General features: G+C 65.2%; 11 protein-coding genes. 3 read left to right on the plus strand and 8 right to left on the minus strand.

Annotated elements, in window-relative coordinates:
• Positions 1–17 precede the first annotated feature (17 nt).
• Genes F3S47_RS05915 through gcvPB form a run of 3 tightly spaced genes read left to right on the plus strand, consistent with a single transcriptional unit; the run spans position 18 to position 3,821 of the window.
• On the plus strand, positions 18–878 hold the full coding sequence (locus F3S47_RS05915) for an ATP-NAD kinase family protein (protein ID WP_191090095.1): 861 nt from the start codon (positions 18–20) through the stop codon (positions 876–878).
• 22 nt (positions 879–900) lie between these two features.
• Complete coding sequence (gcvPA, locus tag F3S47_RS05920) at positions 901–2,280, plus strand: aminomethyl-transferring glycine dehydrogenase subunit GcvPA (protein ID WP_223877735.1); 1,380 nt, start codon at positions 901–903, stop codon at positions 2,278–2,280.
• A complete protein-coding gene (gene gcvPB, locus F3S47_RS05925; protein ID WP_150444333.1) occupies positions 2,277–3,821 on the plus strand; it encodes an aminomethyl-transferring glycine dehydrogenase subunit GcvPB in 1,545 nt (514 codons plus the stop codon). Before gcvPA ends, gcvPB begins: the two co-directional genes overlap by 4 nt.
• Positions 3,822–3,969: 148 nt before the next feature.
• Here gcvPB and F3S47_RS05930 read toward each other — a convergent pair whose 3' ends face one another.
• The 8 genes from F3S47_RS05930 to F3S47_RS05965 all read right to left on the minus strand — a co-directional run bounded on the left by F3S47_RS05930 (position 3,970) and on the right by F3S47_RS05965 (position 12,177).
• Positions 3,970–4,683 carry an SDR family NAD(P)-dependent oxidoreductase gene (locus tag F3S47_RS05930; protein ID WP_150444334.1) on the minus strand — a complete coding sequence of 238 codons (714 nt, stop codon included), beginning with the start codon at positions 4,681–4,683 and terminating at the stop codon, positions 3,970–3,972.
• Positions 4,683–5,465, minus strand: coding sequence for an SDR family NAD(P)-dependent oxidoreductase (locus tag F3S47_RS05935; protein WP_150444335.1), 783 nt, complete (start codon positions 5,463–5,465; stop codon positions 4,683–4,685). Before F3S47_RS05935 ends, F3S47_RS05930 begins: the two co-directional genes overlap by 1 nt.
• 70 nt (positions 5,466–5,535) lie before the next feature.
• On the minus strand, positions 5,536–6,420 hold the full coding sequence (locus F3S47_RS05940; protein WP_150444336.1) for a dihydrodipicolinate synthase family protein: 885 nt from the start codon (positions 6,418–6,420) through the stop codon (positions 5,536–5,538).
• 51 nt (positions 6,421–6,471) lie between these two features.
• Positions 6,472–7,869 (minus strand): aminotransferase, encoded by a 1,398-nt coding sequence (locus tag F3S47_RS05945; RefSeq protein WP_223877736.1) that lies wholly within the window; start codon positions 7,867–7,869, stop codon positions 6,472–6,474.
• Between the two features lie 26 nt (positions 7,870–7,895).
• Positions 7,896–9,005 (minus strand): ABC transporter ATP-binding protein, encoded by a 1,110-nt coding sequence (locus tag F3S47_RS05950; protein ID WP_150444338.1) that lies wholly within the window; start codon positions 9,003–9,005, stop codon positions 7,896–7,898.
• Between the two features lie 16 nt (positions 9,006–9,021).
• Positions 9,022–9,849 (minus strand): carbohydrate ABC transporter permease, encoded by an 828-nt coding sequence (locus tag F3S47_RS05955; RefSeq protein WP_150444339.1) that lies wholly within the window; start codon positions 9,847–9,849, stop codon positions 9,022–9,024.
• Positions 9,849–10,760: a carbohydrate ABC transporter permease gene (locus tag F3S47_RS05960; protein ID WP_150444340.1), complete on the minus strand. Its 912-nt coding sequence runs from the start codon at positions 10,758–10,760 to the stop codon at positions 9,849–9,851. The genes F3S47_RS05955 and F3S47_RS05960 overlap by 1 nt, the downstream gene beginning before the upstream one ends.
• Before the next feature lie 79 nt (positions 10,761–10,839).
• A complete protein-coding gene (locus F3S47_RS05965) occupies positions 10,840–12,177 on the minus strand; it encodes an ABC transporter substrate-binding protein (RefSeq protein WP_150444341.1) in 1,338 nt (445 codons plus the stop codon).
• Positions 12,178–12,337 lie beyond the last annotated feature (160 nt).

Below are 12,337 nucleotides of genomic sequence, written 5' to 3' on the forward strand. Positions count from 1 at the left end.
GCGGCGAGGTGACGCCGGTGGGCCCCGCCACGTTGCTCGGCACGGCGGCGGACACCGAGGCATGTGTCCGAGAAATGCAGGGCAAGGTGGACCTCATCCTCTTCGCCGGCGGAGACGGAACGGCGCGCGACATCTGCGCCGCCAACAGCGGCGGCATCCCGATCCTCGGCATCCCCTCCGGCGTCAAGATGCACTCCGGGGTCTTTGCCCGGAGCCCCGAGAGAGCGGGGCGGCTGGCGGCGGATTTCCTGACAGACCCGTTGCGCCGCACCGAGATGGTGGAGGTCCTCGATCTCGACGAGGAAGAGCGTAGGGCCGGTCGTCTTTCGGCCCGGCTCTACACCGTCGCGCGGACCCCGCTGAACCGCCGGGGGGATCGGCAGAATCCGAAAGCGGGCAGCAGCGACACTGTCGGGGAGATGGACGGCGCGATCGCCGCCTATTTGCGGGCGATGAAGACGGAGACGCTCTACCTGCTGGGGCCGGGCGCGACGATGAAGGTGCTCAAGGACCGGCTCGGCGGCGGCTCATTGCTGGGGGTGGACCTCGCCGAAGGGGGGCGGATCACCGGCATCGACCTCGACGAGCACACGCTGATCGAGCGTGTCGCCGGCCGCAAGGTGCGTATCGTGGTGACCGTCGTCGGCGGGCAGGGCTTCGTGCTCGGACGCGGCAACCAGCAGATTTCTCCAGCGGTCTTGCGGGCGGCCGGCATGCCTCGGATCGACGTGATCTGCGGCGCGGACAAGTTGGCGGGGCTGAACCCGCAGGAACTGACGATCGACACGGGTGACCCGGCGCTTGACAGCCGGCTTTCGGGATACTGGCCGGTGATCACCGGGCCGGGCCGAAGCCTCGTCATGCGGGTGGTGGCCTGAGAGAACAATGAAGGAGAGGCACATGAAGGCGCATCCATGGATGGCGAATTCCGGCGGATCGGCAAAGGAGGAGATGCTGGCCGCCCTGGGGGTCAAGGACATCGAGGAACTCTTCGTCCAGATTCCCGAAGATCACCGGATGGAGCGGCCCTTGGACCTTCCGCCGCAACTCGCGTCGGAAGTCGCTCTGTCGCGGCACCTCGACGATCTGATGGGCAAGAACATGGTGTTCGAGCAGAGCGCCTGTTTCCGCGGCGCGGGCGCCTGGCCGCACTACGTGCCGGCGATCTGCGACGAGGTGGTGGGCCGCTACGAGTGGCAGACCTCGGTCTTCGGATCGCCCACCTCCGACCACGGGCGCAACCAGGCCTGGTTCGAGTTCACCAGCCAGATCGGCGCCCTGGTGGAATTGGATTTCGTCGGCCTGCCCGTCTATTCATGGGGCTGCGCCGTGGGGCACGGGGTGCGGATGGCCGCGCGCATGACCGGCAGGCGCAAGGTGGTCGTGCCCGAGGTTATGGACCCCGAGCGGCGCATGGTGCTCGAGACCTATTGCGAGCCCACCGAGATGGCCCGTCACATCCAGATCGCGACGGTAAAAGTGGGCGCGGATGGCTGCATCGACCGCGCCGATCTCAAGGCCAAGTTGGACGGCGCCGGTGCGCTCTACTTCGAGACGCCTGGCTATCACGGGGTGATCGATGCCGACCCTGGTGAGCTTTGCGCCCTGGCGCGTGAGGCGGGCGCCGAGGCGATTGTCGGGGTCGATCCGCTATCGCTGGGCCTGCTTGAGGCGCCGGGTGCATACGGCGCCACGATTGCCGTGGGACCGACCCAGCCTTTGGGCGTCCACATGTACGCAGGCGGCGGGGTCGGGGGCTTCATCGCGAGCCTCGACGACGAGCGCTACGCCCACGAATACAATACTCTGAATGTCTCGATCTCCGAGACGCGGGAGCCGGGAGAGCTCGGCTTCGGCCTCGCGCTATTTCACCAGACATCCTACGGGATGCGTGAGGAAGGCAAGGATTGGACCGGCAACTCGGTCTATCTCTGGGCCCTCGCGAATGCCACCTACATGAGCGCCTTGGGCCCGGAAGGATTTGCCGAGATCGGTCGGCTGATCATGGCCCGCTCGACCGCGACGGCGCAGGCGCTGGATGCCCTCGATGGGGTCTCGGTCGATCTCTCGCGCCCGGTGTTCAAGGAGTTCGTCGCGACCTTCGACAAACCGGTATCGCAAGTGAACGCAGCGCTGAGGGCCAAAGGCCTTCTCGGACCGAAGGACCTGACCGGAGAGCCGGGCGTCAGCGGAAACGCGGCCCTCTTCTGCGTGACCGAGGTGCATACCAAAACCGATATCGACCAGCTGGTCGCAGCCGTAAAGGAGGCCCTGGCATGACTGCGTCCCTCAAGAACTATCTCGAGAATTCCAATGGCTACCACGCCGCAAAGTGGTCCGAGCCGGTGGTCATGGAGATGACCGGCACCGGACGTCGCGGCGTCGTTTTCGAAGACGCGCCGGCGCCGAAGCTGCCGGGCAAGGCTGCGCGCAAGAATGCCCCGGTCCTTCCGGAGGTCACGGAGCACGACGCTCTCCGTCACTACCTGCACCTCAGCCAGATGACCCTTGGCATGATGGGCGTGTCGCTCTTCGGAACCTGCACGATGAAGTACAATCCCCGGATCGGGGAGCGGGCCACGTCCGAGCACCTGAAGAAGTTGCACCCGCTGCAGGAGGCTGAGACGCTGCAGGGGGTGCTCGAGCTCTACGACAACTTCAGCGACTTCCTCTGCGAGGTCAGCGGTATGGACCAGTTCATCTTCCAGGCTGGCGGCGGGGCTGACGCGGCCTATACCCATGCCTGCCTGACACGGGCCTACCATGCATCGCGCGGAGAGCTGCAGCAGCGCGACCAGATTATCACGACGATCCAGACGCATCCCTGCTCTCCGGCGACGGCCAACACGGCAGGCTTCGAGGTGATCACTCTCAGCCTGGAGGAGAATGGCTATCCGTCCATCGAGCAACTGAAGTCCGTCGTCGGCCCGCGCACCGCCGCGCTGATGGTTAACAATCCTGATGACATGGGCATCTACAACCCGGATATCAAAGAGTGGGTGAAGATCGTCCACGAGGCTGGCGGGCTCTGCTTCTACGACCATGCCAACTTCAACGGCGTGATGAGCCGGTTGCGAGCCCGAGAGCTGGGCTTCGACGCCTGCATGTTCATGCTGCACAAGACCTTCGGTGCGCCGAAGGGCGGAGGAGGGCCCGCCGTGGGCGCTTACGGCTGTGCAGAGCATCTCGTCCCCTTCCTGCCGGCCCCCGTGGTGAAGAAGGATGGTGACAGCTACGTGCTGGACGAGGATCGTCCGCAGAGCATCGGCCGTGTGCGAGAGTTCTGGGGCAACGCGCCCCAGGTGATGAAGGCCTATGCCTGGGCCCGCGCCATGGGCGCGGAGGGGCTGCGAGAGGCGGCGGACATTTCTGTGCTGGCCAACAACTACATGGACTGGCGACTCGGCAAGACGAAGGGCGTCAGCCGATCCAACCCCGGCATCGACGCGCCGCGGATGGAGATGACACGCCACTCGGTCGACCAGGTCACGCAGGACACCGGCTGCACGGTCTTCGAGATCTCTAACCGGATGACCGACTTTGGCATCGACGCGCTCTGGCTGAGCCACGAGCCCTGGCTAGTCCCCGAGCCCTTCACGCCCGAGGCGGGCGAGCTCTGGTCGAAGGAGGACATCGACTACTGGATCGACGTCCTCGAACACGTGATCGCGGAGGCTTACGAAGACGCTGACTTGGTCAAGACCGCGCCCCATAACGGGCCGATCAAGGCGCTGACCTCCGCGCTGGACGAGCCAAGCGTCTGGGCCACGACCTGGCGCGCCTACGAGCGCAAGCACCCAAGCAAGATCGCGGCAGAATAGTGTTATCGAAGCCGGCGGGTCCGTGCGCGGACCCGCCTGTCGGCTTCGCGACGACTGAGGACGCGGACCACAGCGGTCCGCGTCTTCTTGTTTTCGGTGGAGGAATATATCCTGCTGTCGTGCACGGACAGCGGCCGGGCCGGTCTGCTCAGATACTGCTTTCTAGGCGCGTGTTGGCGACGATCTCGGGGACGCTGGCCTGGTTCGGGAGGACCAGGAGAAGCGAGACGATGGCTGCGACGTCTTCGGGCTGGAGGCGCTCCGACTTGGGCGTCACGCCGGGGACGTCGGCGATAAGGTCGGTGTCGATCGCACCGGGGCAGAGTGCGGTGCCGCGGAGCCCCTCGTCCCACCCGGCGAACCGCACGGCGTGGGTCATCGCCAGCAGCGCTTGCTTGGTCATCACGTAGCCGAGCGAGACCGAGGTGTCCCGGTAGCGCTTGGCATCGGTCGAGGCGATGTTGACCACCCGACCGCGGCCAGAGGCCTTGAGATGGGGCAGGGCGGCGCGGATCAGCCGGAAGGGCCCTTTGACATTGACCTGCCAGAGCGCGTCGAGGTCGCTCTCGTCGCCCCGGGTGAAGTCGACCATCCGCAGGATGCCGGCATTGTTGACCAGGGCATCCGGCGGACCCATGTCCCGAGCGGTCGCCTCGACCCACTCGGAGGCCGTGCCGGCCTCGTCGGCATCGTAGCGATAGGCATGCAGCCGGTCCTCCGGGATATCGGAGAAGGCCGCGCGGACGGCTTCGGGGTTTCGGGCTCCGACCGAGACCCGGTGCCCGTCCGCGAGGCATCGCCGGACGATGCCTGCGCCGAGACCCCTGGCACCGCCCGACACCAAGACGAGGCGGGGCTCCATCAGAACAGACCCTGATAGACGCCACCGTCGTTGATGATGTTCTGGCCGACGATGAAGCCGGCCTGGTCGGAGCTGAGGTAGGCGACGAGATCGCCGCACTCCTTTGGATCGGCGAAGCGGCCGGCGGGCACGCTCTGGATCCGGTTCTCGACGATGGCCTCGTAGGTCGTGTTCCCGCGGCGGGCGTGGTTGTGCAGGTTGGTGTGCAGCGCGTCGGTGTCGAAGAAGCCGGGGCAGACCGTGTTGATCGTCACGTTGTCCCGGACCGTCTCCTTGACCAGCGATGCGATGGCGCCGGAAAGGGCCAGGCGGGCCGAGTGGCTGTGAGCGAAGTGCGGCTGCGGGAACTTGATGAAGCTGACGGAGATGTTGACGATCCGGCCCCATTTGCGCGCCCGCATCCCCGGAAGGACGCCGGTGATCATCTCGAGCGATGCGAAGAAGTGCGCGTCGAACCACTGGTTCCAGTCGTCTCGCGTCCACTCCTCGTATTCGCCGGGGATCTGTCGAATGCCCGGATTGGTCACGAGGATGTCGGTCTCGCCGGCCTTGGCGAGCAGCTGATCCCGGCCGTCGGGACTCGTGATGTCGGCGGCGACGGTGGTGACTTCGACGCCGTGGGCCGAGCGGATCTCCTCCGCGGTCGCCTCCAGGGCGTCGGCGCTACGGGCATTCATCACCAGGTCGACGCCTTCGGCGGCGAGCGAGTGGGCACAGGCCCGGCCCAGCCCCTTGCTGGCGGCGGTGACGATGGCGCGGCGGCCCTTCAGTCCCAGGTCCATTGGGGTTCCTTCCGTTCTTCGTATCAGATGACGCGCTTCCCGCGTCCGTTTCAATCGCGGGCAGTCCCGATCAAGCGGCGTTCGGGGCCCGTCTGAGGATGCGGTCCAAACCACGGTGCAGCCCGGCCAGCGGTTCCCCCTTGAGTGGCTGGAGCGGGGCGCGGGGGGCGCCACCGCCCGGCAGGCCAAGGTAGTCCATCGCGGCCTTGGTCGCTGGATAGAGCGTCCGTCCCCCCGAGATGAAGAGGCGCGTCAGTTCCTGTGCGCGCACTTGGACCTCCCAGGCCGCCTCGGTCTCGCCGCGCTGCATCATCGGCCAAATGTCGATCAGTGAGGGCCAGACATTGGGGAAGCAATCGACGAGACCGTCACAGCCGGCCAGCATGGCGGGCACGCCGATGGTCGAAGAGGGCCCGCAGAAGACCCGGATCCGGTCGCCGGCGATGGACAATGTGCCTTGGAAGTTGAGCCAGTCGCCTGAGCTTTCCTTGATCGCGACCACGTTTTCGAGGTCGGCGAGCCGGTCTACGATGGCGGGCGTCAGGGCGTTCCCGGCGTTGCCGGGGATGTTGTAGAGCATGACCGGAAGCGGCGCGGCTTCCGAGACGGTCTCGAAATGCGCGATGACCTCGGCCTCGCTGAGATGCGCAAAGAAGGGCGGCATGACCAGGGCGGCGTCGGCGCCTTCGGCAGCGGCGTCCTCCATGGCGGCGATGACGTCGCGCGGGGTGATGCCTGCGGCGCCGACGATCGCCGTTCCGTCTTTGCCGACGGCCTTGCGGGCCGTCGCATAGATCTCGCGACGTTCCTCTGGCCTGAGGGACCAGAACTCACCCGTGCAGCCGGCGGCAACGACGCCGGTGGCTCCGTCCTTCATCAACCGCCGGATGTTGGCGGACATTTCGTCGTGGTCGACCTCGTCCTTGCCTGTGAATGGCGTCGTGATGGCAGGCATCGCGCCGGACCAAGTGATCGAATTCCTATCCAATTGAAAGTCCTCGTAAATTTATTGAGACGCTGGCGTGTCTTCGGCGCGGAGCGCATCGTGGACGACGCCGGCGGCCTTGCGGACGGTCGAGACGGCTAGGTCGATCTCTTCCGGGGTGATGGTGAAGGGCGGGGAGAAGCTGACCGCGTCACTGTTCGGCAGAGCACGCGAGATAACGCCATCCTCGAGCGCGGCACGCACGATGCGCGGGGCGACCTGGAGCGAGGAATCGAACTTCTGCCAGCCGTCAGCAGTGGGCCGGGCGAACTCGACGGCCGCCATGAGGCCCTTGCCCCGCGTTTCCGCAACGATCGGCAAGTCGGCGAAGGCCCTGGCCAGAGCCTCATTCAGGTAGGCACCCATCTCGCCCGCGCGCTCCACCAGGTTCTCTTCCTCCACGATATCGAGGTTGGCGAGCGCGGCGGCGGCCATCACGGGGTGCGCGGTGTATGTGTATCCATGGCCGAAGGCGCCGAACTTCGCAGGAGCTTCGCCCGAGATGACGCGCCAGACCTTGTCGCCGACGAGAACACCCGAGAGCGGCGCGTAGCCCGAGGTGATACCCTTGGCAACGGACATGAGGTCCGGCTGCATGTCGAGGGCCTCGGTCCCGAACCAGGTGCCGAGCCGGCCGAACCCGCAGATCACCTCGTCCGCGATAAGAAGCACGTCGTAGCGGTCTAGGACTTCGCGGATTGCAGCGAAATAACCCTCCGGCGGGACAATGACGCCCCCGGCGCCCATCACCGGCTCGGCGATGAAAGCGCCAACGGTGTCCGGTCCCTCTGAAAGGATCAGATCCTCGAGCTCCTTCGCAAGACGCGCAGTGAAGGCCGCATCGTCCTCTTCCGGCAGACGGGTCCAGACATTGTGCGGGGCCGAGACGTGGCGGATCATCGGCAGGGGCAGGTCGAAGCCCGCATGTAGCCCCGGCAACCCGGTGAGGCCGGCCGTCATGACCGTGACGCCGTGATAGCCCCGGTCCCGGGCGATGATCTTCTTCTTCTCGGGCTTGCCGCGGGCATTGTTGTAGTACCAGACGATCTTGGCCTGGGTGTCATTGGCATCGGACCCCGAGGCGCCGAAGAAGACCTTGGAGAATCCCTCGGGCGCCTTGGCGATGACCCGCTCGGCAAGGGTCGCTGCGGGCTCGGTCGCCATTGAGCTGAAGCCGTGGAAGTAGCTGAGTTGCCGGGCCTGGTCGGCCAACGCATCGGCAATCCGGTCGCGGCCGTAGCCCACGTTCACGCACCAGAGCCCCGCCATTGCGTCGAGGTGGCGCTTTCCGGAGTCGTCGGTGATCCAGCAGCCGTCGGCGCTGCGGGCCATCATCAGCGCGCCCGACTGCTCGTGCACATGCGCCATGCTGAAGGGGTGAAAGACGTACTGCTTGTCCAGCTCTCGGGGGTCGGTCATGCCCGGCCTCATTTCCTTTTCATTGTTCATTTGGACCGCATCGAGACAACCGAGGCGGATTTGGCATCGAGGTTGAGGCGCGCGCCGGTCGCGCTCGCCTCGAAGAGATGGATCGCGTCCGGGTCGAAGGTCAGCGCGACGGAATGGCCGACATCGAGGCGTCGTGCCGCCTCGACCCGTGCCGAAATTCGGGTGCGATCCGGAAGCTCGAGGGTCACGATGGTCTCGTGGCCGGTGTTCTCCGCTAGCCGCACGGTCGCAGGGAGACCTTCGCCCTTGCCGATCGTGATCGCTTCTGGCCGGACGCCGAGCACGACGGGTCCGTCCCGCAGCGCATCGGCATAGGCGCTCCGGTCGATTGGCACCTTGTGGCCACCGGTGATGAAGTGGCCCCCCTCGACCGTCCCTTCGACCTGGTTCATCGGCGGCGTGCCGATGAAGCCCGCGACGAAGCGATTGGCCGGGCGGTTGTAGATCGCGTCGGGCGTGTCGAACTGCTGGACCCGGCCGCCGTGCATCACGGCGATCCGGCTCGCCATTGTCATCGCTTCGAGCTGATCGTGGGTGACGTAGACCATGGTCTTGCCGAGGCGTCGGTGCAACTCGATCAGCTCTGCGCGCATGTAGCTGCGCAGCTTGGCGTCGAGGTTGGAGAGCGGCTCGTCGAGCAGGAAGACCTGGGGGTCGCGCACGAGGGCCCGGCCGAGGGCGACCCGCTGCTGCTGACCGCCGGAGAGCTGCTTCGGCTTTCGGTCGAGCAGGGCGTCGAGCTGAAGCAGCTCGGCCGCCTTCTGCACGGCGTCGTCCCGCTCTCGGCCCTTGATGCCGCGCTTCTTGAGCGGGTAGCCGATGTTCTCGCCCACGGACATGTGCGGGTAGAGTGCATAGGACTGGAAGACCATGGCGATGTCGCGCTTGCCAGGGGCGAGATCGTTGACCACGCGGTCTCCGATCATGATCTCGCCCGAAGTTGGGAATTCCAGCCCGGCCAGCATCCTCAGCGTCGTCGACTTGCCGCAGCCCGAGGGACCGAGCAGGGCGACGAACTCGCCTTCGTTGATATGCAGGTCCAGTTCCTCGAGCGCCACGAATTCGCCGAAGCTCTTGCGGACGTTTCGAAAGGTTACGTTGGCCAATTTCGGCTCCTTTTCGTCAGCCCTTGACGCCGCCGGCACCGAAGCCGCTGGTCAGGTAGCTTTGCAGGAAGGCGAACACGACAATGAGCGGGAGGCTCATCATCACCGAGGCCGCCATGAGCAGGGACCACTCGATGTTGAACGCCGAGATGAGCATGGACATCACGCCGGTGGTCAGCGGTGTGACCGACTCCGAGTTCACCAGGACGAGCGCGTAGAGGTACTCGTTCCAGGACAGGATGAAGGTGAAGAGCGCGGTGGAGATGATCCCAGGCAGGAGCTGGGGGAATATCACATCCTTGAAGGCGCCCATCCGGCTCGCCCCGTCGACGAGTGCAGCGTTCTCCAGGTCCTCCGGGATACCTTCCATGAAGCTACGCAGCAGCCATAGTGCGTAGGGAAGAGCGAAGGTCGTGTGCGCCAGGATCAGCCCGAAGAGCGAGTTCGACAGGCCGAGGCTGGCGATCATCAGGTAGAGCGGGATGATCAGCACGACCGAGGGGAGGAGGTAGGTGAAGAGCACCAGCATCGCCATGGTCTCGCGGCCGCGGTAGGTGAAGCGCACCAGCGAATAGGCTCCGAGGGTTCCGAGGATCACCACGAAGACCGTCGTCGAGACAGCCAGGACCACCGAGTTGCGGAAGTACCGCAGGAACGGCGTCTCGCTCAGAAGGCGCCAGTAGTGCTCGAAGGTGATGCTTTCGGGAATCCAGGTCGGCGGGATGCGGAACAGTTCGGACTGCGGCTTTAGCGAGGTGATGATCATCCACAGCAGCGGGAAGGCGATCAGCAGGACGAGGGTCCAGGTAACCAGGTTGAGGACAATGGGGCGCAGGGTTTTCATCACTTCCCTCCAGTCCGACGGATGTAAAGGACCATGAAGGCCAGCATCACCAGCATCATGCCGACGGAGTAGGCGGCGGCCTGGCCCATCTGGTTGAGCCCGAAGGCCTCCTGGTAGACCAGCAGGGACAGTGTCTGCGTCGAGGTCACCGGTCCGCCGCCCGTCAGCAGGTACAGCAGGTCGAATTCCTTGAAGTCCCAGATCGCCCGCAGAAGGATGATGACCACGAGGACGGAGCGCAGCTGCGGCAGCGTGATGTCGAAGAACCGGCCGACGGGCCCGGCGCCGTCGATGCGGGCGGCCTCGTAGAGGTTCTCCGGGATCGTCTGCAGCCGGGCCAGCACGGCTATGACGACGAAGGGGAAGTACTTCCAGGCCCCGACCAGGATCACCCCGATCATCGCATTGGGCATGGAGCCAAGCCAGTCGAGTGGCATGTCGAGAATGCCGAGCTGGATCAGGCCATGGTTCAGCGCGCCGTAAAGATCGTTGAAGAGCCAGCGCCAGACCAGAACGGCCACGACGGTGGAGAGAAAGTAGGGGAATAGCACGAGCGACCGGGCCAGCGACCGAAACCAGATGTTCTGGTGCAGGAGCAGGGCGAGGCCGATGCCGGCGATGATCTGCAACGACAGCGTGCCTACGGTCCAGATCAGCGTGACGCCGAGCGAATGCCAGAAGGCCCCGCCGGTGAGCAGCTCGATGTAGTTCGCGGCGCCGACGAAGTCGCCCTGCAGCGTGGGCGTATAGATCGAGAAGACCGAAAGGTAGATCGCTGCCAGCAGCGGATAGACGATCACGAGGCTGAAGACGATGATCGTCGGGGCGATCAGCAGCACGCCGAGACGGGCGTAGGCGCGCTCGAGGGGGGAGCGTCGGTCACGCGGAGGATTGGTGGCGATTGCGGTCATGACGGTCCTTGAAGCAGGGGCTACCCGGCGGCGCCTGGGAGTGCTGCGCCGCCGGGCTGTCCATGAGAGCGGCGGGAGATCAGCCCGCCATGATCTCTTCGATGCGCGACGCGGTCTCGCCCAGCACTTCGTCGACGTTCTCGTCGTTCAGCACAACACGCTGCACCATCTCCGCGATGACGCCGGAGTTGACGACTTCGCCGGCCCGCGTGTTGGGCTGGTGCTCGGGGCTTTCCCAGCCGAGGTTGTAGCCGTTGGCGGCCGCCTCGGACATCAGGTCGACTTCCTCGCGGTACTTCTCGATGATCTCGTTATCGAGGTAGGCCGGGTCCTCGGCGATCGTCTTGAGAACCGGCAGGACGTGGCCCGGGGCGGCGTGCAGCTGCTGGATGTATCCCTCGGGATCGAAGAGGAAGGCCGCGAACTGCTTGGTCGCCTCCATGTTCTGCGCATCCTTGGGGATGAAGACCGACGGGAAGTCGTTGAACGTCCAGGGCTCCACCTCTTCCGAAATCGTCGGGTAATAATCGCAGGTGATGTGATCGGCGATCGAGGGGTTCTGGGCGGCAACGTTGGTGAGGACGCGGCCGGTGTAGAGGCCGGTGGCGGTCGCACCGGAGACGAAGGCGGTCAGGCTCTCGCCCCAGGAGTAGTTTGTCGCGCCCGGCGGACAGTACTCGCGCATGGCCCTGTAGAACTCGAGAGCGTCGCGGGTTTCCTGACTGTCGATGGCAACGTCGAGGTCGGGGCTGAAGACCATGCCGCCGGCCTGGTGGATGACACCGATGAAAACCAGCGAGGTCATCGAGTTCCGGCCGTAGGGCAGGGGTGCACCGTAGATGCCGCCACCCTGCATCGCCTGGCACGCGGACAGAAGTTCGTCCCACGTACGCGGGTTCTTGTCGATGCCGGCCTGTTCCATGAGGTCCGTGCGCAGCCAGATGACGTTGGCGGCGGAGTTGCCGATCGAGGTGCCTGCGTACTGGCCGTCGTCGATCTCGTAGATGCGGTTCACGCCCTCATAGAACTTGTCCGGGCCGATCATCTCTATGACATCGTTGAACGGCTCGACCAGGTCGTTGCGCCAATAGTTGGAAACGGCGAAGCTCGGCAGGTGGGTGACGACGTTCGGGACGTCACCGCTTGCGAAGGCGGCTGCGAGCTGAGGGGCATAGCCTTCATCGGACGTCCGCTCGAAAACGACGCTGACATTCTCGTGCAGGGCCTCGAAATTGGCGATCTGCGTTTCGTAGGCAGCCAGCTGTTCCGGCGAGGACTGGGGCGACCACCAGCGGAGGGTGATTTGCTCCTGAGCGTGGATGCGGCGCGGCATGAAAGCTGCGGCGCCGGCGGCGGCCATGCCGCCCAGAACGGTTCGACGCGGCAGGCCCGCGCTCTTCCATTTATTGGTGGTCATGCGTGACTCCCTGTTAGCAATGTTCGCATCTCGAACATATGTTCGTATTATTGGTTTGCGATCTTACGAGTCGCAACACTTTTTTGGCTGGGGCCGCGAGTGGTGTAGGCTTCCGGTACCGGATTAGCGGTGGTAGTTCGGATGGCGTACAGTATGTGGG

Origin of the sequence: Histidinibacterium aquaticum (assembly GCF_008710275.1) — a bacterium.
GTDB lineage: Bacteria > Pseudomonadota > Alphaproteobacteria > Rhodobacterales > Rhodobacteraceae > Oceanicola > Oceanicola aquaticus.